Source organism: Gymnodinialimonas mytili (assembly GCF_037544085.1).
Lineage (GTDB): Bacteria > Pseudomonadota > Alphaproteobacteria > Rhodobacterales > Rhodobacteraceae > Gymnodinialimonas > Gymnodinialimonas mytili.
In genome coordinates this window covers 97,925-118,508 of record NZ_JBBIFW010000005.1, presented here as the reverse complement: position 1 = coordinate 118,508, position 20,584 = coordinate 97,925, and the positions used below count along the sequence as shown (strand labels likewise).

General features: G+C 62.3%; 18 protein-coding genes. 5 read left to right on the top strand and 13 right to left on the bottom strand.

Translation table 11 applies throughout. From position 1 onward, the window contains the following. Positions 1-38: 38 nt before the first annotated feature. On the top strand, positions 39-1,109 hold the full coding sequence (locus V8J82_RS18750) for a hypothetical protein (RefSeq protein ID WP_339977516.1): 1,071 nt from the start codon (positions 39-41) through the stop codon (positions 1,107-1,109). A 3-nt stretch (positions 1,110-1,112) separates the two neighbouring features. Here V8J82_RS18750 and V8J82_RS18745 read toward each other — a convergent pair whose 3' ends face one another. The 13 genes from V8J82_RS18745 to V8J82_RS18685 form a co-directional block, all read right to left on the bottom strand. Then, on the bottom strand, positions 1,113-1,454 hold the full coding sequence (locus V8J82_RS18745) for a DUF427 domain-containing protein (protein WP_339977514.1): 342 nt from the start codon (positions 1,452-1,454) through the stop codon (positions 1,113-1,115). A 98-nt stretch (positions 1,455-1,552) separates the two neighbouring features. Next, entirely contained in the window at positions 1,553-3,349 is a 1,797-nt protein-coding gene (locus V8J82_RS18740; protein WP_339977512.1) for an aminopeptidase P family protein, read from the bottom strand. 76 nt (positions 3,350-3,425) lie between these two features. Then, entirely contained in the window at positions 3,426-4,553 is a 1,128-nt protein-coding gene (locus V8J82_RS18735; protein ID WP_339977510.1) for an endonuclease/exonuclease/phosphatase family protein, read from the bottom strand. 312 nt (positions 4,554-4,865) lie between these two features. Further along, the gene (gene cobT / locus V8J82_RS18730; protein ID WP_339977508.1) at positions 4,866-6,746 is read right to left on the bottom strand and encodes a cobaltochelatase subunit CobT; all 1,881 of its coding nucleotides are present in this window, start codon (positions 6,744-6,746) and stop codon (positions 4,866-4,868) included. An 89-nt stretch (positions 6,747-6,835) separates the two neighbouring features. Beyond that, entirely contained in the window at positions 6,836-7,249 is a 414-nt protein-coding gene (locus V8J82_RS18725; protein ID WP_339977506.1) for a hypothetical protein, read from the bottom strand. A gap of 118 nt (positions 7,250-7,367) precedes the next feature. Further along, entirely contained in the window at positions 7,368-7,961 is a 594-nt protein-coding gene (locus V8J82_RS18720) for a hypothetical protein (protein ID WP_339977504.1), read from the bottom strand. A gap of 90 nt (positions 7,962-8,051) precedes the next feature. Continuing rightward, positions 8,052-8,999, bottom strand: coding sequence for a threonine/serine dehydratase (locus V8J82_RS18715; RefSeq protein ID WP_339977502.1), 948 nt, complete (start codon positions 8,997-8,999; stop codon positions 8,052-8,054). Positions 9,000-9,057: 58 nt separating this feature from the next. After that, positions 9,058-9,240 (bottom strand): hypothetical protein, encoded by a 183-nt coding sequence (locus tag V8J82_RS18710; protein ID WP_339977500.1) that lies wholly within the window; start codon positions 9,238-9,240, stop codon positions 9,058-9,060. Between the two features lie 120 nt (positions 9,241-9,360). Continuing rightward, the gene (locus tag V8J82_RS18705; RefSeq protein WP_339977498.1) at positions 9,361-9,795 is read right to left on the bottom strand and encodes a hypothetical protein; all 435 of its coding nucleotides are present in this window, start codon (positions 9,793-9,795) and stop codon (positions 9,361-9,363) included. 70 nt (positions 9,796-9,865) lie between these two features. After that, positions 9,866-10,255, bottom strand: coding sequence for a hypothetical protein (locus V8J82_RS18700; RefSeq protein ID WP_339977496.1), 390 nt, complete (start codon positions 10,253-10,255; stop codon positions 9,866-9,868). A gap of 94 nt (positions 10,256-10,349) precedes the next feature. Then, on the bottom strand, positions 10,350-10,994 hold the full coding sequence (locus V8J82_RS18695; protein ID WP_339977494.1) for a hypothetical protein: 645 nt from the start codon (positions 10,992-10,994) through the stop codon (positions 10,350-10,352). A 23-nt stretch (positions 10,995-11,017) separates the two neighbouring features. After that, complete coding sequence (gene cobS, locus V8J82_RS18690; RefSeq protein WP_339977492.1) at positions 11,018-12,004, bottom strand: cobaltochelatase subunit CobS; 987 nt, start codon at positions 12,002-12,004, stop codon at positions 11,018-11,020. A 149-nt stretch (positions 12,005-12,153) separates the two neighbouring features. Continuing rightward, complete coding sequence (locus V8J82_RS18685) at positions 12,154-13,956, bottom strand: trypsin-like peptidase domain-containing protein (RefSeq protein WP_339977490.1); 1,803 nt, start codon at positions 13,954-13,956, stop codon at positions 12,154-12,156. Positions 13,957-14,195: 239 nt separating this feature from the next. Here V8J82_RS18685 and V8J82_RS18680 point away from each other — a divergent pair, with 239 nt between their 5' ends. The 4 genes from V8J82_RS18680 (at position 14,196) to V8J82_RS18665 (ending at position 20,501) form a co-directional block, all read left to right on the top strand. Continuing rightward, positions 14,196-15,119: a glycine--tRNA ligase subunit alpha gene (locus V8J82_RS18680; protein WP_339977488.1), complete on the top strand. Its 924-nt coding sequence runs from the start codon at positions 14,196-14,198 to the stop codon at positions 15,117-15,119. After that, entirely contained in the window at positions 15,116-15,580 is a 465-nt protein-coding gene (locus V8J82_RS18675; protein ID WP_339977486.1) for a DUF6446 family protein, read from the top strand. Before V8J82_RS18680 ends, V8J82_RS18675 begins: the two co-directional genes overlap by 4 nt. A gap of 13 nt (positions 15,581-15,593) precedes the next feature. Continuing rightward, complete coding sequence (glyS, locus tag V8J82_RS18670; protein WP_339977484.1) at positions 15,594-17,813, top strand: glycine--tRNA ligase subunit beta; 2,220 nt, start codon at positions 15,594-15,596, stop codon at positions 17,811-17,813. Between the two features lie 123 nt (positions 17,814-17,936). Next, positions 17,937-20,501 carry a putative PEP-binding protein gene (locus tag V8J82_RS18665; RefSeq protein ID WP_439650087.1) on the top strand — a complete coding sequence of 855 codons (2,565 nt, stop codon included), beginning with the start codon at positions 17,937-17,939 and terminating at the stop codon, positions 20,499-20,501. The last annotated feature ends 83 nt before the right edge of the window (positions 20,502-20,584 follow it).

The window sequence follows — 20,584 nt, the reverse complement described above, 5'->3', positions numbered from 1 at the left end:
CCTTTGGCGATCTTTGTCCGGATGGGCATGATTACGCTATGTTGAGACAGATTCTGAAACTGGCATTGACGCTATCGTTTTTGGCCGGAGGGGCCCACGCCCAAGGCGCGGCGGGCCTGATTGAACGGGTGTTGAGCGGCGTGCCCATTGCCGCGCTGGAAGGGGGCGAGGGGTCGATCATTGCGGGCTATGGCAATGGCGATGCGGTGCGCTGGATTGCCGTGCGCGGCGCCCAGGCAGGCCGCAATCCAAACACACCGAACCGGTTTGCCGCTTTGCGCTCGGCCCCGCCGCTCCAGCAGGCGGTGATCGCGGAACTTGGCGATGACGGTGTGCGCCGCGCCGTTGGGTTGACCGCGCGCGATTGGATCGAGACCTGGGAGGTCGCCCAAGGCCCGGTGCGGATGGGGGCCATGGATGTCATCCCCGACAGCGAAATGCGGTTGCGTGGGGCACTGTTCGTGGCCGGGTTTGACGAAGAGCCACGGGGTCAGGGCACGGTTATGTGGCGTGGCACAACGGATTATGCTGCCGACCCGCAGGCGGTGCAGCCCGCCAATCCGTTCGGGGGCGATCAAGGTTTGTCGCTGCGCATGGCGTTTCCTCAGGATGGGCGCGCTGTTTGGGCCACGGGCTGGCAGGCGCTGGATCTGATCCAGGCGCCGAGCGGGCCGAACCTGATGACCCGCCCCGATGCCGCTGCTCTGGTGGGCGGCCTACGCCGGGCGACCAATCTAGGTGGCGTTGTCAGTGTGCGGATGTGGTTGCGCAATGGCGGCGCATTGCCCGTCACCGGTGCCGAGGCGGGGCCGCTGGACGGCCTGGCGCTGGTCGATTTCGCCAATCGAGAGACCGAGGCCGCCGCCATGGTGCTGTTGCTGCGCGCCGGTTTGGATGCCGAAGCAATCGCCGCGCGTCTGCGCGACGCATGGCCGATCCTGGGTGATGTTGCGGCGCCCGCCGCACCTGAGGTCACCGCCGATATCAACACGATCACCATCACCATCCGGTCCGATTGGGGCGAGGACGGCGCGGCCACCAATGCGGCCTATCAGAATTTCACCAGTGTGCTGGATGGCGGGCGACTTGGCGTGCTGCTCAGCCGCTAGATCCTAAAGTTTCTCAACTGCGACGCGGTCGGTATAGAAGGCGACGTGATCCTTGATCTGCTCCATCCCGTTGATCGGATCCTCGTAGCTCCACGCGGCATCCACAACGTCGCCATCGGGCCCACTGACCGTGTAATAGCTCGCTGTGCCCTTATGCGGGCACCGTGTGGTGCTATCGGTCTTTTCCAGGAACGCCATGCCGATATCGTCGCGAGGGAAATAGATGACGGGGCCGTAGCTGCCCTCGTTCACTTCCAACGCCTTGGTGCTTTCGGCCAAAACGGCGCCGCCAGCGCGCACCGTCCATGTGCCGGATGCGTTGCGGATTTTGATGTGGTCAGCCATTGGTCTCCCCCCGTGCCGTATGACGTCTGAGCGGTCTTCCTACCGCGTCCTGTTGGGTTTGCACAGATGGTGTGACATCTGTGTGTCAATTGCGCTGGTCAGACCGGCGCGCAAGCGGCACGGAGCCACTCGGCTGTGTCGGGATGATCCTGCAAACGCGGCGTCAGCTTTGCGGCAACCTCGGCGTGATAGGCGTTCAACCAGGCGCGTTCCTCGGGGCCGAGCATCCCGGTATCGATAAGCCGCCGATCTATGGGCGCGAAGGTCAATGTTTCGAAGGCCAGCATCTCACGATGGGCATCGGCCCCTTCCGGCGCCTCAACCACATGGATGAGATTTTCGATGCGAATGCCAAAGGCACCCTCGCGGTAATAGCCGGGCTCGTTGGACAGGATCATGCCGGGTTCCAGAGGCACCGTGCCACTGCGCGCCAAGCGCTGCGGGCCCTCATGCACCGACAGGTAGACGCCCACGCCATGGCCTGTCCCGTGGTCATAATCGCGCCCCGTGGCCCAAAGCGGCGCGCGCGCCAGCGCATCCAGATGCGCCCCCGCCACGCCTTTTGGAAAGCGCGCTCGATGGATGGCGATCATGCCTTTGAGGACAAGGGTGAAACAGGTGGGTTCCTCTGCGCCGATATCGCCCACGGGAAGGGTGCGGGTGATGTCGGTCGTGCCATCCTCGTATTGTGCACCACTATCGATCAGAAACAGCTGCCCCGGGATAACCGGCGCGTTGGTGTCCTCGGTCACGCGGTAATGCACGATCGCACCGTTCGGCCCGGCCCCCGCGATCGTATCGAATGAGATGTCCTTCAGCGCGCCGGTCTGCATCCGGAACGTTTCCAGCTGTTTGGCGACGTCGATTTCGGTCAGATGACCCTTCGGCGCCTCCATATCGAACCAATGCAGAAGCCGCGTGACGGCGGCGCCATCGCGCAGATGCGCCTCGGACGTTCCGGCAATCTCGGCCTCGGTCTTGCGCGCTTTTGGGATCAGGCAGGGATCTGGCGCTTTCTGGATCTCGATGCCCGCCTCTTCCAGGGCGTGAAATACGGCTTGGGGCGCGGTGTTGGGATCGACACGAACAGGGCCTTTCAGACCTGCCAAGGCGGCGCCGAATTCCGTCCAATCGGCCAGTGTCACGTCGCCGTCCAGCGCCACTCCGGCAAGCTTTTCGGTATCGGTAAAGACCTGTACCGCGCCGCCCGCATCCACAATCGCAAAGGCCTGCATGACCGGCAGATGGTTCAGGTCGCCGCCGCGAATATTCAGCAACCAATTGATCGAATCTGGCAGGGTCAGGACCGCCGCCTGGGCGCCATCCCTGTGCAGAGCCTCGGCGATATCGGCGCGTTTCTCGGCGCTGCTGCGGCCCGCGCGGGCCTCGGGATAGGGTTTGGCGGGCGCGTCGGGGCGGTCGGGGCGGTCCTCCCAAATCGCATCCACCGCATTGGCAACCGGGCGCAGGCTGATCTGATGGGGCGTCAGCGCGGTCTCTAACTTCGCGATTTCCGCAGGCGTATGAAGCCACGGATCGAAGCCCACCACACCGCCGCCCGGCATCGCCTCGATCAGCCAATCGGCCAGCTTCACCTCCGGCCAATCGACCGGGGTGTAATCCTCGGCCACCTGGGCTTTGACCTGTACCCGGTAGCGCCCATCGACGAACACACCCGCCACGTCGGGCAGCACAGCGGCAAAACCCGCCGAGCCGGTGAAACTGGTCAGCCACGACAACCGCTCATCCCGTGGGGTGACGTATTCGCCCTGATGGGCATCGGCGCGGGGCACCAGAAACCCGTCAAGACCCTGTTCTGTCAGGTGATCGCGCAACGCGGCCAGGCGCGGCGGGCCGTCTTCAGGGCGGGTCGTGGGCGTGTAGTTTTGGAACATGGTGACCTCCTGGGATGCGTGCAGGCAGCAGGATACCGACCCTGTCGCCGGGCGCCATCGCAAAGAGGATGCGGCGCTAAATATCGAACTCCACCACCACCGGACAATGATCGCTGGCCTTCGGACGATCCCACCCGATCCGGGGATAGCGCGGTGTCGCAAGGTTTGGAACGCGGTGCGGCATACCTGCCCGGATCACCTCAGGCGCGCCGCGGACCCGGCCGGCCAAAGCGGGTGAGGCGAGGATGTAATCCAGCTGCGTCTTGCTGCGGCCGCCGGCGAAGTAATGGGTATAGCGCTCGTCCTCGGGGAGGGTGTCCAGCAGGTTCACCGCAAACCCGTCGCTCAAGAACACCTCCAAGGCCGAGCCGTCTTCGCCACTGGGCGGCGTGCCGCGGGGGCTTTCTGTGAAGCTGCCATCGTCATTTTCAACCGAGCTGACAAAGCGGAACTCCAGCGCATCGTTCAGATCGCCGCAAATCGCCCAGAGCGCAGCCGCGGGATCGGCGAATTTACGGGTGATCAACTCGCGCACCAGGATGGCCTCAGTCTGTCGCGTGGCCAGCGACCGCTCGGGGTCGCGTCCCCCCATGGATTTGAAATGGCAGTTGAAAAGGCTCACCTTGTTCTCCCCCACAATCACCTCAAGTTCCAGGCAATCGCGACGAAAGACCCGCTGCGACCGCAATTGCCGCGCGCGTGCCTTGGCCAGTGGAAACTGATCCAACAGCGCCTGGCCGCTTTCGGTATCGTCGATCACCGACCCGGTCAGCCAGGCGTGGCTGCGGCTGTAGAACGGGACGTTCCGGACCGAGATCGCGGCCACATCGATCCCACGCATATCGTTGCCCTCATGTAAGACGCGATTGTGAAAACGCTCCCCCATCGTCTTCTTCACATAGGCCTCAATGAAACGGACCAGCGCGTCGAAGCCATCGACCTCCTGCAGGCAGTAGACATGCGCGTCGGCCTCCGCGATGGCCAGCGCCGTGTGTTGGCGTTTGTCGTCATCCTGGCTGATCGCGGCGGTCTGAACGAAGCGTTTGAATTCCTCGAATTTGGTCAGGTCGCCATCGCCGAAATTGCCGTAGAACTGCACGATCGGCGACAGATAAGCTGCGGCGCGCGGGTCGGAAAAAGCCGAGAAATCAAACCGCGTGAACAGGTTTTCGATATTAAATGAACACAGGCGAAATTTGGTCATGGGACAGGCTTTCGAAGAATGCGACTGGCATCACCATAGCATAGCCGTAGGTGCCGTGCGTGACGGTCCCGCCCAGATCGCGGCACCCCGTGCAATTGACCGCGTCATCCGAAGCAAGCGCACTTAAATGTACGCGAGATCGCATATGGTGATCTCGAACCGGTCATCCCTTCATCTTGGCCAAAAAACTCCCGCCGGAGGCGTCGACCCATGCAAAAGCGCCACCCATTCGATCAGGGGAAACAAGGGTGACACATCCCGCAATTTTCCTTTGGAAAATTGCCCCCGGCGACGCCGAAGGCGGCGCAAGCCCTATCCGGCGCGTTTGATCCCCATCACACGAGCCCGCGCCCTTGGGTCAGTATCGAACAGGCTGGCGAGCTGTTCCGTGATCGCCCCCGCCAATTGCTCCGCATCGGTGATCGTCACCGCGCGCTCATAATAGCGTGTCACATCGTGGCCGATACCAATGGCCAGCAATTCGACCGCGCGGCGTTTTTCCACCATGGCGATCACGTCGCGCAGGTGTTTTTCTAGGTAATTCGCGGGGTTCACGCTGAGGGTGGAATCGTCCACGGGCGCCCCGTCGGAGATCACCATCAGGATCTTGCGCGCCTCGGGTCGACCCGCCATCCGGCGATGGGCCCATTCCAGCGCCTCACCGTCGATGTTTTCCTTCAGCAGACCCTCTTTCATCATCAGGCCGAGATTGTCGCGCACCCGACGCCAGGGCGCGTCGGCGCTTTTATAGATGATATGGCGCAGGTCGTTCAGGCGGCCCGGTTGCTGCGGACGGCCCGCGCCCAGCCATTCCTCTCGCGCGCGGCCCCCTTTCCAGGCCCGCGTGGTGAAGCCCAGGATCTCGACCTTCACGCCGCAACGTTCCAGCGTCCGAGCCAGAACATCGGCGCAAATCGCCGCGATCGAGATCGGACGCCCGCGCATCGAGCCGGAATTGTCCAGCAACAGCGTCACGCAGGTGTCGCGGAATTCGGTGTCATGCTCGATCTTGAAGCTCAGCGGCGTGGTCGGGTTCGCCACCACACGCGCCAGGCGCCCGGCATCCAAGATGCCTTCTTCCTTGTCAAATTCCCAAGACCGGTTCTGCTGCGCCTGCAAGCGGCGTTGCAACTTGTTGGCCAGCCGCGACACGGCGCCTTTCAGGGGTTCAAGCTGCTGATCCAGATAGGCGCGCAAGCGTTCCAATTCCTGCGCCTCGGCCAGATCCTCGGCGGCGATTTCCTCGTCATATTCGGTGGCATAAACCACGTAGTCGGGGTCGGCATCGGAATGCGGGGCAGGGGGTTGCGGCTCCAACGGCGATTCCCCGTCGGGCAGTTCCTGCTCTTCGGTTTCGTCCATCTCACCCTGATCATCCATATCGACCTGGGCCTGGCTGGAATCCTGCTGGTCCTCCTGCGAGCGTTCGGGGGAGGCTTCGGCATCCTCCTCCTCACTGTCATCCTCGCCGGTGGAGTCCGGTTCGTCCTCTTGTTGATCGTCGTCGGCGTCCTCGTCGCTGTCATCTTCGATATCGTCCGGGTCATCGCCCAACTGGTCGCCATACCCCAAATCGTCGATCAACTGCCGCGCGAATTTGGCGAAGGCCGTCTGGTCGCTCAGCACCTCTTGCAGGTCTTCCAGCGTGCCGTCGCAGCGATCCTCAATGAAGCCGCGCCACAGATCCATGACATTGCCCGCCTCCGGCGGCAGATCGCGGCCCGTGGCCAGGTGACGGATTAGATAACCGGCGGCGGTGGCCAGGGGGGCATCTGCGGCATCGCGCACCTCGCCATAGCCCTTGCGCCGCGCCTCGTGGCCGATCTTCGCGTCGATATTGCCCGCCGTGCCCGGCATGTCGCGGGCGCCCATCGCCTCGCACCGGGCGCTTTCCATCGCCTCCATCAGATCACGCGCCATCGCCCCTTGGGGCGCATAACGGGCGGCCGTGCCCTGATCATGGTATTTGTGGCGCAAGGCCAGCGCATCGGCGGTGCCGCGGGCCAGCAGAACCTCCTCCCGGGTCATGCGGCGGCTGACCTGCGGCAAGCGCACGCTGTCACCCGACAGGCCGGGCGGGTCGACCGTATAGGTGACGGCCAGATCGGGATCGTCCGCCATCACGCGCGTGGCCTCGGCCAGCGCCTTTTTGAACGGATCGGCGGGATTGTCAGTCGGGCTGTTCTTGTTCATGGCCTACAGATGGACCGACGCGAGCAGGAGGGCAAGGCCAAGCACCACTCACACGCGGTTTTGCCCCGCCTCCCGGCCCGTGGCGCCGGTCAGAGGCTGAAGCGCTCTGAACAGGTGCGCACCGCCAACACCAATTCCCGACCATCATCGGCCAGGTAGGGGGTCCCGTCGCCCACAAGACGTGGATAGAAATTGGTCCGCGCCACGCTTTCTGCGTGGTCGTGGAACCCTGCAGCCGCTGCCGCAATATCGGGTAGGCGTGTGGCGCCACCCGCCAGTTGCACCAGAGTTTCGGGCAGATCGCCGACGCCTGGGGCCGCGTTGCCCGTCAGGGTGGCCGCGAATTCATAGGCATGCCCATAGGCCGACAGAACCGCGGCACAATGGGCCGCGATCTCGGTCTCGCCTGCGCTTTCTTCGGGCCAATTCAAGGGAGACGCCCCGACAGACGGGGCTGTGACGGCCACGGCAATCGCCGCGGCCCAAAGCCGGTAGTGACGCATGATAATACCCTTCGATTTGGGTCGGATCTTTGGCGTCCGACCTCAACACAAAGGTACCATTCACCGAGGCCGCCACAAAGCGGCTCGGCGCATAACGTTAGGTCTGTTGCACTGTGTTTCAGTTTGCGGTGATCAATGTGAGCGCGCGTGCACAAGGGCTAGGCATTTGGCCGACGGCGACGTCCCAGTCTTCGGCGAGAACCGGATTGGGCGCGATGTGCCCGTGTTCGTCCAACAGCGTGATATCTGTTTGCGTCGGTTCGTCAAAGCCAAAGGCATTTGCGCTATAGGCGCCGGTGATCAGATCGACCCCACAGCTCATTCCCGATTGGTCCAGCCGTCCATAGTTTGAGAACCCGTATTCAATGATACGCACATGCCCCTCATGCTCGGCGAGCGTCAGCGTCTCGAACCAAGGGTAGCGGCCCGCCCCGAATTGCTGGGACTGCACCAACAAATGCCCATCCTCGCTCTGCTCCAGTGACGGCGCATCGTCCCACATGCGCCCGTTGAAGGTAATCCCACGCGCCACCAGCAGCAGCGCGGATGGGGGCCGTGCTTCGCGGTGCCCAAGAACAACAAGATCGGCGACGTCCGGATCGCTTTCGGAGGCCAATAGAAAGATCTGCTCGCAATCGAGGCTGTCTTCGATCAGGTCGAGGCAGAGCGTGTCGATCACCCGCGGCAGAGTTGTGGCCTCGGCTGGCGTCATGGGCTCCGCGAAGACAGGGGAGGTGGCCAAACAGCTGAGAAGAGCGAACAGACTGCGATACATATCCACGATTCCTGCCCCGCGCATATGTCAGGTATTGGGCGCCATGAACCAATCCGGCTCGGCATTCCCGCCGCAAAGCAACACGCAGACCCGTTCGCCCTTGGCGGGTGTGTAGGCACCGCTTGTGAGGGCGGCGAGCGCCACCGCGCTTCCGGGTTCGCCGACCAGGCGTGTGGCCCCCCACAAGGTTTTGGCGGCATCAAAGACCGCGTCATCGGGCACCAGGATGGCCTGATCCACGTAGTCTTTGATCACTTTATAGGACACCTCACCCAGGCGCGGCCCGCCAAGCGACCCGGCGGCGATCCCGCTGGCTTGAACATCGATATCGGGCCCCTCGCGCAGGGAGCGTTCAAGCGTATTAGTGTTTTCCGTTTCGACCGAGACAACCTTGACGCGATCCTGAAACCACGCCGCCACGCCACCGATCAGCCCACCGCCGCCCGTGGAGACCAAAATCGTGTCGAGCCTGCCAATCGTGGCCTCAATCTCGCGCGCGACGGTGCCTTGGCCCGTCAGGGTCGGCACAGTGTCATAGGGGTGTACGCTGAGCGCGCCGGTCTCTTCGGCATAGGCGGCGTATTCGACCATACACTCCGCGACCGACCCGTCGGTCAGCACCACGTCACCGCCAAAGCCCCGCATCCGGCGCAGTTTTTCCTCTTTGGCGATGACGCGTGGCACGTAGATTCGGCTTTTGTGGTTAAGCGTGGTGGCCGCATAAGCGACTGCCGCCCCATGATTTCCGCCCGACGCAGCGACAATGCCGACCTTTGGCACGTCGCGGGTTAGCATGTTGTAAAAGGCGCCGCGCACTTTGAACGAGCCTGTGACCTGGGTGTGTTCCAATTTGAAGTGGACTGCGCCAGGTAGCCCGAGATCAGCACCCGGTACCTCCAGCATAGGCGTGACGCGGATATACGGCGCGATCAGATCGGCGGCGTGGGCGATGGTGTCGTGCGGAATGGTCGTCATGCGCGCAAGATGAACTCCACCCCGCAAAGGGTCAATCCACAGTGTGCGTTAGTAATGATTAGGCGTCGCTGAGATCCCGCTGACGACCGACAAGCAAGGCGGTTGCGATCAGACCAATGTCACCGCCGACGATATAGGCGAGTAGGGCCCACCATAGACCTGCACCAGCCGTAACCGCGATCGCGGCGGCGGCAAACCCCGCGACAATTCCTGATAACAAGATGAGTCCAAGCGATGACATGCGGTGAGCCTAGCGAGGATTCTCTTAATAATCGTTAACACCTCCTGAATACTTTTAAGTCGGCGCTTTTTTGCGCAAACCGCTGATATTGTCGGCACGTTTTGCCCGTTGATCCGAGTGTCAATTGGTCCGGCAGGGGTCCGGTGTGGCGGGGGCGGGGCGCCCCTCGACCCGGCGGGCAATATCTTGGCTGCGGCGCCAGATGCCCAGCAGATTGCCCGGCAGACCCACCGCATCCAGCGCGGCGGCTTCCGCGGCCCCCTGCACCCGGCCTTGTGCATATTGGCCGGCACGGCAGGCCGCCTCCGCGCCGCTTTGGGGAACGGGTGGAATATGAGGTACGCCTGGGATGTCGGTGACACGCAGGATGGGTTCGCGATGGGCAAGGATGATCTCGCCCGATCCGGGGCATGTCAGGCGGGTCCCGTCCGGGCCTTGATCCAAGACCTGGCAGGTCTCGCCCGTGCTGAGCGTCACGGTTTCTCCCGGTCGGTGCACCGATTGGCAGGCGGTCATGGCAAAGGCCATCGCCAGGAGGAGCTGAGATCGCAACATGGAAGCGAAGTGTCGGCAAAAACGTGTGGCCAAGCCAGGGGAAAAGAGCGCGACTTCGCCCCGCGTGTTATCAACGCAGCCGGGCGCGTAGCGGCGCGTCGACCCAGGCCAGATCACCGGGATCCAGGACATAGCGCGCGCAGCGCATCAGACTGCGTGCTGCATGGTCGCTGGCCCAGGCATCGCCTGTGAAATGCGCACGGGTCAGCAGCGCGCTATGGGCGGCATGGGCTTCGATGCGGCGGTTCAAAACCGTGCGCGCCTCGCCGGGCGGGGTAAGCGCCGCGACGATATCGAGTGTCGTCTGACGCATGGCCTCGACCTGGTCGGCACTGGGATCCGAAAACAGCCAGCGAAACGACAATTCCGCCGAAAGACGCCCGGCGCAATTGGCGAAGAAGGTCAACGGATCATCCGGCATATCTGCTTTAGCGGTCGGCGCCGTGAGTAAAGCCGCCATCGCGGCGACGAGAGGGATATGTTTCCGCAAACCCATGGACGGAATGAATACGCAAAAATTGTTCACATCTCGTGAACAAAGCGGCAACCATTTGTTAATCAGATGGTCGCAGCGCCTCGGGCATCAAGCGGACGGCTCGTTCCGTCGCCTCGCGTGACGATGATATCCCTGTCAAATCATCTAAGGTGATATCATTGCGCCGGGCGATTGCGTTGGCCAGCTGCACCAATTCGGCGCCATAGTCGCCTAGTGCAATCGCATCATCTGCCTCGGCGATGAGGAATCTCAACCGGGTCAATCGTTCGAGTGCATCCGCCCGTTCTAGCCGCTCCAACGCGCATGTGTCAGATCTCGGCAGGACGTTTTGGTCAAGTTCAAGTTGCAGAATATTCCTATATCTGTCGAGGTTTTGGCAGTTGATTTGAGCATGTTGCAGGATCATGAGAAATGGTTCAGGCGGATCCGCATGGGGCGTACCAGCGCGCTGTAAGACATCTGACGCGATATCGTGTTCACGCGCGCGCTCCCGCGCCCATTCGGTGATTAACGCGTGTGCCACGCCTGTCTCCACCGCCAGGCTGTCGATGCTTGTTGGTCCAATACGCGTATCAACTGAGCCCGCCAACATGACGCAGGACGCGCCTTCGAAAGCAATCTGATGCAATAAGTCGTTCAGGCCGAACTCATCGTCGGAGTTGTTTTGGGCTTGGCCTCCAGTCGCTAGACCGATCCAAGCCATCAATGCAATCCGAAAGAACCGCGTCACCCGATGCTCATGCTCGCCGCGCTTTCCGGCAATTCTTCGTCAAAGCAGCGCTGATAGAACTCGGCGACGGTCTGACGCTCCAGTTCGTCACATTTGTTCAGGAACGATACGCGGAACGCATAGCCCACATCGCGGAAGATCTCGGCGTTTTGCGCCCAGTTGATGATCGTGCGCGGCGACATGACCGTGGACAGCTCGCCGTTCATAAAGGCGGTGCGGGTCAGATCGCCGACGGTGACCATCTGGTTCATGGTCTTGCGCCCGCCCTCGGTGTTGTAATGCGGGCATTTGGCCAACACGATATTCACCTCGGCATCGTGGCTGAGATAGTTCAGCGTCGCCACCAGGCTCCAGCGGTCCATCTGGGCTTGGTTGATCTGCTGCACGCCGTGATAAAGGCCGGTCGTGTCGCCCAGACCCACCGTGTTGGCCGTGGCGAACAGGCGGAAATGCGGGTTCGGTGTGATGATCTCGTTCTGATCCATCAAGGTCAGCTTCCCGTCATGCTCCAACACGCGCTGGATCACAAACATCACATCGGCGCGGCCCGCATCATATTCGTCGAACACGATGGCGACGGGATTGCGCAACGCCCAGGGCAGAATGCCTTCGTGGAATTCGGTCACCTGCTTGCCGTCGCGCAGTTTGATCGCGTCTTTGCCGATCAGGTCGATCCGCGAAATGTGGCTGTCGAGGTTCACGCGAACGGTGGGCCAGTTCAGCCGCGCGCCGACCTGTTCGATATGGGTCGATTTACCGGTGCCATGGTAGCCTTGGACCATGACGCGGCGGTTGTGGCCGAAGCCTGCCAGGATCGCCATCGTCGTGTCGGGGTCGAATTTGTAGGTCGAGTCGATCTCGGGCACACGGTCGGTGCGATCCGCGAAACCCTTGACCTTCATGTCGGTGTCGATGCCGAAGACCTCGCGCACCGAGATGTCTTCGGTGGGCTTTGCGTCCATGTTCAAACTACCGTCGGCCATCGTATCCTCGCCCGTGAAATCTGCGTCGCGTTCTGGTGCAACATATCGCGGGGGGCTGCAAGGGGAAGGCGTGGTGGCGCATTTGATAAGCGCGCCACAAAAAAGGCCGGGCGCTTGGTCCGGCCTGAGATGATGCCATCGCGTGCGGGTTAGTTCCAGCAGCTGACGCGGACGGTGATGTCGGCGGCGGCGCGGCTCAGCACTTCGCGGTTCATCGCGGTCGATGCATCGGCGATGTTCAACGTCACGCCAGCGGCTTCCAAAACCGGCAGCAATTGGTCGCCGCGCAGCGCCATCGTCACGTCCGAGGGCAGGCTGCGGCCCGAGACTTGGCCCGGCAGGACCACACCGATGACATTGCCGCGCGCGTCCAAGACGGGGCCGCCCGCTTCGCTATCGGCGGTGTTCACGGCCAGGCGCTGCATCACCTCTTCCCCGTTCATGCCCTGCAGGTCCTCCAGCGTGCCGAACGAGGTCGAGGCCGAAGACAACGCGCCGCCGAACGGATAGCCAGCCACCGCCACATCCGAACGCAGGCGCCCTGGCTGCGCGGCGAACCGGGCAAAGCTGATCGGCGCAAGGGCCTGTTGCGGGCTCAGAACGGCGACGCCCAATGCATCATCGCGGAAGGTGATCGTGGCGGGATAGGCCTCATCCACCAGGATCCGGTCACATTGCCCTGCGACGACTTCGGTCGTGGTCAGAACGCTGCCCTGGCTGTCGACGAAAAAGCCTGTGCGGACCAGATCGGGGCTGCGCACCGTCAGGCCCGACACCATATCGATGCTTTCATCCAGACCTTCGGGGACCGAAGCCGGATCAAGCGTGCCCGCAAACGCACTGAAGCTCGATTGCATCATCGGCAAAACCCGCGCGATTTGATCGTCGACCTCCGGCTCCCAGATCAGGGTGAAGCCTTTGACGGCTCCGCCGACCAGACGCGCCTCGGTATGGCTGCGGAGGGTGGCGCTTTGGCCGGTCAGCAGAAAGCTGTCGCCCTGGCGCGCGCGTTCACCGTCCAGCGGGACAATGTCGAGCGTCTGCATGATCTCATAAAGGCCAAACAGCGTCGTCCGATCGCCTGGCTGGCTGATCAGCATCACCCGCACGCCGCTATCGTTGGTCTCGGCAAACTGCGCGAAGGGGAAGTTGTAGGCGTCGAATTCCACCATCGCGAGCGGCAGATCAATCTCGATCCCCGCACGCTCATCGCGATAAGGTGCCATGCCGAGCGCGTTAAGTTCGCCATAGTATTCTTCAAGCAATTGCGCGCGCTGGCGGGTCGTCAGGATGCCGGTGATCTCGACCACGCCGCGGTCGATCTGCCAGGCCTCCATGGCGTTGCGGGTGCCGGGACCGAAATCACCATCGATCAGGCTGTTGTAAAAGCCGAACCATTGCATCGCGATCTGCAGTTCGTCGCGTTGTTCGCGGGTCAACAGGCGTTCCGATGCCAGCGCCTCTTGCCGGGTTTCCTCGGGCAGCGCGACGGGGGCAGGGGCCGGCTCGGGCTCAGCTTCGGTTTCCGTCGAGACAGGCGTCGGCTGGGTTGCGTCTGCTTCGGCAACGTCCCCGGTGCCAACCACAACCCCGCTTTGCAGCGTATTGGTGCCGACCGGGAAGAATTGCGTGGCGTAAAGATCACCGTTTTCCAGGAACGAGTCGCGCGGGATCAGACCCTGACCGCGCAGATCCAGCAGGATCTGCTGGCCCAAAGCAGGCTCATATGGGCCAAGTGCCACGGCGTATAGCCCGGTGACGGCCTGAAACCCGTTCACATTGTCAACCAATTGCGCATAGGCCCGTACGCGGGTCTCGGCGGTGGCGAGGTCTGGATGCGCTTCGATCTGAACCCACACGCGGTCTTGCGCCTGCGCGGGCCCCAGCGTCATGACCGCAAGCGCCATGGCAATGGTCAGCGCCAGAAGGCCTCGAAAAAAATGCGTCAGCATGAGTGTCAAAAAACCTTGTTATAGATGTGCTTTACGCGCCGCGGCGGCGAACACGTCCGGGCGCGCGGCGGATTGCGGGCGACGATATCGGCGCTTTGCGGCGATTGCACCCCGATTTCAATCACTTTTCGCCGGGGCGTGACGTATCTGCGCCAACCTCGGCCCCGCGCTTTGTTGACGCCTGCTGCGCCCCCGTCTAGTCAGGCGCGCAACCCGCAACCCATGAAAGCGTCATCGCCATGGCCGAGCTGACAAAACCCCGTTCGTTTCAGGAGATCATCCTGCGGCTTCAGACCTACTGGGCCAGCCATGGCTGCGCGATCATGCAGCCCTATGACATGGAGGTCGGCGCGGGCACGTTCCACCCTGCCACGACACTGCGGTCGCTGGGGCAAAAGCCATGGGCTGCGGCCTATGTGCAGCCGTCGCGTCGCCCGACCGATGGGCGCTACGGCGAAAACCCGAACCGGTTGCAGCATTATTATCAGTATCAGGTGCTGATCAAACCCAGCCCGCCCGATTTGCAGGACCTCTATTTGGGGTCTCTGCGCGCCATCGGGATCGACACCGATATCCACGATATCCGCTTTGTCGAAGACGATTGGGAATCGCCCACGCTCGGTGCCTGGGGTCTGGGCTGGGAGATCTGGTGCGACGGGATGGAAGTCTCGCAATACACCTATTTTCAGCAGGTTGGCGGGCATGATTGTCACCCCGTCTCGGGTGAGTTGACCTACGGGCTCGAACGTCTGGCGATGTATGTGCTGGAAATCGACCACGTGATGGACATGCCGTTCAACGACCCCGACGCACCCATTGCCCTGACCTATGGCGATGTGTTCCTGCAAACCGAGCAGGAATATGCCCGTTGGAATTTTGACGTCGCCGATACCGAGACGCTCCTGCGTCATTTCAAGGATGCCGAGGCCGAATGTGCTCGCATCCTGGCCGAACCCTATGACGATCCGAAAACCGGCAGGCGCATCATCATGGCCCATCCCGCTTATGACCAGGCGATCAAGGCGAGTCATGTCTTCAACCTGCTCGATGCGCGGGGTGTGATCTCCGTGACGGAACGGCAGGCTTATATCGGCAGAGTGCGCGCCCTGACCAAGATGTGCGCCGATGCCTTCGTCCAGACCGAGGCGGCTGAACTGGCATGACCTCGGGCCGCCTCACCGTTATCGCGATTGTGGTCGCGACGATCCTGTTCGGGCTTGGCGTCTGGTGGACCCAGACGCGTGCCTATCTGTTCACGGTCGACTTGGATGAATTGCCGCTGGAACTGGCGGACGGAAGTGATCTTGTCGTGACACCGCAAGGCTTTGAAGGGCTCGACGCCAATTCCTCACCGCTGCGGTTCCGCGCCTGTTTCGCGTTGGATCAAGCCGCCGCTGATACGTTGCGCGCAGGCGGGTTCGCCTATGAAGGCGCCACGCCCCTGACCACGGTCGGTTGGTTCGACTGCTACGACGCGCGCGCCATTGGCGAGGCGTTGGAGGCCGGCGAGGCGGAGGCCTTTCTGGGCCGCCGCGACATCGCGCCCGGCATTGACCGGGTGCTGGCGCTGTATCCCAACGGCCAGGTCTATGTCTGGCATCAATTGAACGACACGCTGGAATAGAGGCTCCATCGCAATGCCTGACCTTCTGCTTGAACTCTTCTCCGAAGAGATCCCCGCCCGGATGCAAGCCAAAGCCGCCGATGATCTAAAGCGGCTGGTGACGGGGGGGCTGGTCGAGGCTGGCCTGACCTATACCAGCGCCGGTGCTTTTGCGACGCCCCGCCGTCTGACCCTGACGCTCGAAGGTCTGTCGGAGGCCTCGCCCACCACCACCGAAGAGCGGCGCGGGCCCAAGGTCGGCGCGCCCGATAAGGCGGTCGAGGGCTTCTTGCGGGGCGCGGGCGTCGCGCGCGATGCGTTGGAAGAGCGCGAGGACAAGAAGGGCACGTTTTACTATGCGAAGGTGACGACCGAAGGCCGCGGTGCCTCCGAAATCATCGCCGACGTCGTGCCGAAGGTCATCCGGACCTTCCCTTGGCCAAAGTCGATGCGCTGGGGCAGCGGGTCGTTGCGGTGGGTGCGCCCGTTGCAATCGATCCTCTGCGTTCTGACCCGCGAAGATGGCGCCGAGGTGGTGCCGTTCGACGTGGACGGCATTGCGGCGGGCAATGTCACGCAAGGCCACCGCTTCATGGCGCCGGGCGAGATCGCAGTATCGAGTTTCGATGATTACGCCGCCAAATTGCGCAAGGCGTATGTTGTTTTATCCGCCCAGGATCGCGCCGAAACGATCTGGAACGATGCCACCAATCTTGCCTTCGCCAACGGGCTGGAGGTCGTGGACGATAAGGGCTTGTTGGCCGAAGTCGCGGGCCTGGTGGAATGGCCTGTCGTGCTGATGGGTGAGATTGGCGAAGATTTCCTGGGCCTGCCGCCCGAGGTGCTACAAACCTCGATGAAGGAACATCAGAAATTCTTCTCTGTGCGGAATCTCGCGACGGGCCGGATCGAACGCTTCGTCACCGTCGCCAACCGCGACACCGCCGATCAGGGCGCCACGATCATTGCGGGCAACGCCAAGGTGCTGTCGGCACGGTTGGCGGATGCGAAGTTCTTTTGGGACAATGATTTGCGCGTTGCGAAGGCTGGGATGGATGCGTGGCGCGAGAGCTTGGCCAATGTGACGTTCGAGCGTCGCTTGGGCAGCCAATCCGAGCGGATCGAACGCATCGCGGCCTTGGCGCGCGAGATCGCGCCGCTGGTCGGCGCCAATGCCGATGAGGCCGAGGCGGCCGCCCGGATCGCCAAAGCGGATCTAAGTTCCGAGATGGTCTATGAATTCCCGGAGCTTCAAGGGGTCATGGGCCGCTACTACGCTTTGGAGGCCGGTTACCCTGAGCCCATCGCCAACGTCGCCCGCGACCACTATGCGCCGCTTGGGCCGGGGGACGATGTCCCAACCGAGCCACTTTCAGTCGCAGTCGCTCTGGCCGATAAGATCGACCTGCTCACCGGGTTCTGGGCCATCGATGAGAAGCCAACCGGGTCGAAGGACCCCTTCGCTCTGAGGCGGGCGGCTTTGGGCGTTATTCGGATTGTGACAGACGGAAATCTCCGCCTTCAGCTAGATCGCCTGTTTGATGCTGAGATCCTTCGCCATCAAATCACACCTGAGACGGATGACGAGCTGGATCTGTTTGACGGGATCTTCACGGCTATTGCGACCGATGGACCGATGGGTGTCCAGGTCCGCGCTATCCTTGATGCGATTGCCGGTGAGACACCCGCTTGGCTCGAACGACTGACAGGACATGATCCGTCCATCAGCGACGATTTGATCGGGTTTTTCCATGACCGGCTCAAGGTCCACCTGCGCGCGGATGATGTACGTCACGATGTCATCGATGCAGCGCTCAGCAAACCTCCGACTGACGATCTGACCTTCGTCGTCGCTCGGGCGCGGGCGCTGCAGGCGTTTCTCGACACAGCTGATGGCGAGAACCTGATCCAGGGCTACAAGCGCGCCGCGAATATCCTGGCGCAGGCGGAGGAAAAGGACGGTGTCGAATATCGATATGGGGCGGATGTGAAATTCGCCGAGACGGATGAGGAACGCGCGCTTTTCGCGGCGCTCGACACCGCGAAAACGGCGATCAAACCCGCACTGCAACGCGAGGATTTTGCCGCGGCGATGGCCGAAATGGCCAAGCTGCGCGCGCCTATCGATGCCTTTTTCGAGTCGGTTCAGGTGAATGCCGATAACGATATCATCCGGCGCAACCGCCTCAATCTGCTGTATCAGATCACCGACACGATTGGCGCCGTGGCGGATTTTGGCCGGATAGAGGGTTAGTTTCCGCCCACGCTGCGTCGCAGCGATCACGTTTCTGTGCAGATGCGGCAATAGTTTGTAATTATTAACAACCTTTGCATCTGCAATGCTGGACAGAACGACTTCCGGTTGTATTTTGTACACATGTTAACCGGAGGCGAGCCCGTGCTCACCACACCCGACTTTACCGAGATTACGCCCACCGCCGATATTCGCAAACATCGGCACGGCAACCGTGCGAAATGCCTGCAACGTATCCTGCGCCTGGATCTGCCCGTGCCGCCCACCGCGGCGCTGAGCTTCGAAACCGTGCGCGCGATTGCCGATGGGCGGATGCCCGATTTGCGGGCGCTGGTCGGGGTGTTTGGCGATGGCGCGCTGCTGTCGGTTCGGTCGTCTTCGGAAATGCCCGATTGGGGTGGGCCGGGTACGATTCTGAATATCGGCATGTCCGATGCGGCCTCCGACCGGATCACCGAAACCCACGGCCCCGATGTGGCCAGCGCGCTCTATACCTCGTTCATTCGGACTTATGCGGTCGAGGTGCACCGTTTGGATGCCGATGCATTCGAGGATCCGATCACGCCGCGCATCGCCAAAGCGCGCTATGAAGACGAGATGGACGAGCCGTTTCCGCAAGATCCCAAGGTTCAATTGGCGGAAGTGCTGCGTGCCATGGCCCGCGCCTGGGAGGGCACGACCGCGCGCCTTCTGCGGCAGGCCCAAGGCGCGCCGGCCGAGGCAGGGCTTGGCCTTGTGGTGCAAAAAATGGCCCTCGGTCCGGGCCAAGGTGTGTCGGGCGCCGGTGTGGTGCAATTCACTTCGCCCGAAACCGGCGAGCCGCAGGTGAACGGGCGCTATCTGCCGCGCGGGCAGGGGCGCCAGGCGCTGACCGAAGGGGCCGCTCAGTTCATCGTGACGGACCCGCGCGGACCGTCCCTGGAGGACAGCGCACCCGATCAAGTGCACGCGCTGAAAGAGGCCGCGGCGATCATGCGCCAGCGTCTGCGCGAAGAAATGCAGATCGAATTCACGCTGATGGATGGCGAATTGATGATCCTCGACGCGGTCCGCGCCCCCCGATCGGCGCGGGGCGAAGTTGCGATTGCGGTGGCCCTGGCCGAAGACGGAGTGATCCCACGTGAAGAGGCGATGATCCGGATTCCGCCCTATACGTTGAACGGGCTGCTGCACCGTCAGGTGAAGGCCCATGCCGAACGCGACGTCTTGACCAGCGGTATTGCCGCGGCGCCGGGCGCGGCGACCGGCAAGATCGTATTCAGCGCCGAGGCGGCCCAGGCGATGGCCGCCCAGGGTGAGCCCTGTATCCTGGTGCGCCGCGAAACCTCGCCCGAAGATATCCGCGGGATGCATGCGGCCCAAGCGATCCTGACCGAGCGGGGCGGCGCGACCTCCCATGCGGCGGTGATCGCGCGCGGCCTTGGTCTGCCCTGTGTGGCGGGGGCGACGCGGTTGCAATTGGACGCCAAGAAAAAGACGCTGACCGTACCGGGGCGCAAAATGTTTCATGAGGGTGATGAGATCACGCTGGATGGCACCTCGGGCGATGTGTTGGCAGGCCGGGCTGAGATGGTGGAGCCTGCCTTGGGTGGCGCCTTTGCGACCCTGATGGATTGGGCCGATGCGGCACGTGACATCGGTATCCGCGCCAATGCCGACACACCCGAAGATGCAGCCATGGCGCAGCGCTTTGGCGTCGATGGCATTGGGCTGGTCCGCACCGAACATATGTTCTTCGACGCCACGCGCATGGTTGTGATGCGCGAGATGATCTTTGCCGAGAATCCCGGTGATCGTCAGGCGGCGCTGGACCGTCTTCTGCCCATGCAGCGCAACGATTTCATCAAGCTTTTCAAACTGATGCAGGGGCAGCCGGTGACGATCCGTCTGCTCGACCCGCCGTTGCATGAATTTCTGCCGACCGAGCGAGACGGCATCCGCGCTCTTGCCGAGGCGTTGGATCTGCCTGTCAGCCGGGTGTCTTCGCGCATCGAGAATTTGCAAGAGTTCAACCCCATGCTGGGTCTGCGTGGGGTGCGGCTGGGCGTGACGATCCCGGAGATCTACGAGATGCAGGCTCGCGCGATTTTCGAAGCGACGGCGAAGGCGAGCCGAAAGGGGGCTCCGATCACCCCGGAGATCATGATCCCGCTGGTCTCCGCCGCGCGCGAGGTCGAGTTGGTCAAGGCCCGTGTCGATGCAGTCGCCGCTGAGGTCCGCGCAAAATCAGGTGTGGATTTTGCATTTCGGTTGGGGGTGATGGTCGAAACACCGCGCGCTGCGCTGCGTGCGGCGGAAATCGCCGAAAACTCGGCTTTCCTGTCTTTCGGCACCAATGATTTGACGCAGATGACCTACGGGCTGAGTCGCGATGATGCGGGACGCTTCATGTCGGCTTATGTCTCGCAAGGAGTGTTCGCCGAAGACCCGTTCCACCAACTGGACGAAGATGGCGTGGGCGAGCTGTTGCTTTTGGGGGCGGCCCGGGGACGGGGCACCAACCCCGATGTCACCCTCGCGCTCTGCGGGGAGCATGGCGGGCGCCCCGATTCCATAGCGTTTTGCCGCAAGGCGGGATTCGATTATGTCTCATGCTCGCCGTTTCGGGTGCCGGTCGCGAAATTGGCTGCAGCGCAATTGTCTATCAAAGACAATGCTTTGCCTGAAGATGCTCAAGCAAAGCTTTAAGGTTGATAACCTCAATCCCTAGCGGTTGGTTAACGGCATTCCGCAAGATTCGGGGCGAATTTTGCGTAAATACTGATTCGCGT

What these genes read in the sequence shown, in the direction of transcription:
- V8J82_RS18700 (WP_339977496.1), bottom strand. Translation starts at nt 10,255, where the DNA reads ATGGCGGCTTTACTCACGGCGCCGACCGCTAAAGCAGATATGCCGGAT.
- V8J82_RS18735 (WP_339977510.1), bottom strand. Translation starts at nt 4,553, where the DNA reads ATGACCAAATTTCGCCTGTGTTCATTTAATATCGAAAACCTGTTCACG.
- cobT (WP_339977508.1), bottom strand. Translation starts at nt 6,746, where the DNA reads ATGAACAAGAACAGCCCGACTGACAATCCCGCCGATCCGTTCAAAAAG.
- V8J82_RS18695 (WP_339977494.1), bottom strand. Translation starts at nt 10,994, where the DNA reads ATGGCTTGGATCGGTCTAGCGACTGGAGGCCAAGCCCAAAACAACTCC.
- V8J82_RS18740 (WP_339977512.1), bottom strand. Translation starts at nt 3,349, where the DNA reads ATGTTCCAAAACTACACGCCCACGACCCGCCCTGAAGACGGCCCGCCG.
- V8J82_RS18685 (WP_339977490.1), bottom strand. Translation starts at nt 13,956, where the DNA reads ATGCTGACGCATTTTTTTCGAGGCCTTCTGGCGCTGACCATTGCCATG.
- V8J82_RS18725 (WP_339977506.1), bottom strand. Translation starts at nt 7,249, where the DNA reads ATGCGTCACTACCGGCTTTGGGCCGCGGCGATTGCCGTGGCCGTCACA.
- glyS (WP_339977484.1), top strand. Translation starts at nt 15,594, where the DNA reads ATGCCTGACCTTCTGCTTGAACTCTTCTCCGAAGAGATCCCCGCCCGG.
- V8J82_RS18720 (WP_339977504.1), bottom strand. Translation starts at nt 7,961, where the DNA reads ATGACGCCAGCCGAGGCCACAACTCTGCCGCGGGTGATCGACACGCTC.
- V8J82_RS18665 (WP_439650087.1), top strand. Translation starts at nt 17,937, where the DNA reads ATGTTAACCGGAGGCGAGCCCGTGCTCACCACACCCGACTTTACCGAG.
- V8J82_RS18715 (WP_339977502.1), bottom strand. Translation starts at nt 8,999, where the DNA reads ATGACGACCATTCCGCACGACACCATCGCCCACGCCGCCGATCTGATC.
- V8J82_RS18745 (WP_339977514.1), bottom strand. Translation starts at nt 1,454, where the DNA reads ATGGCTGACCACATCAAAATCCGCAACGCATCCGGCACATGGACGGTG.
- V8J82_RS18710 (WP_339977500.1), bottom strand. Translation starts at nt 9,240, where the DNA reads ATGTCATCGCTTGGACTCATCTTGTTATCAGGAATTGTCGCGGGGTTT.
- cobS (WP_339977492.1), bottom strand. Translation starts at nt 12,004, where the DNA reads ATGGCCGACGGTAGTTTGAACATGGACGCAAAGCCCACCGAAGACATC.
- V8J82_RS18705 (WP_339977498.1), bottom strand. Translation starts at nt 9,795, where the DNA reads ATGTTGCGATCTCAGCTCCTCCTGGCGATGGCCTTTGCCATGACCGCC.
- V8J82_RS18675 (WP_339977486.1), top strand. Translation starts at nt 15,116, where the DNA reads ATGACCTCGGGCCGCCTCACCGTTATCGCGATTGTGGTCGCGACGATC.
- V8J82_RS18750 (WP_339977516.1), top strand. Translation starts at nt 39, where the DNA reads ATGTTGAGACAGATTCTGAAACTGGCATTGACGCTATCGTTTTTGGCC.
- V8J82_RS18680 (WP_339977488.1), top strand. Translation starts at nt 14,196, where the DNA reads ATGGCCGAGCTGACAAAACCCCGTTCGTTTCAGGAGATCATCCTGCGG.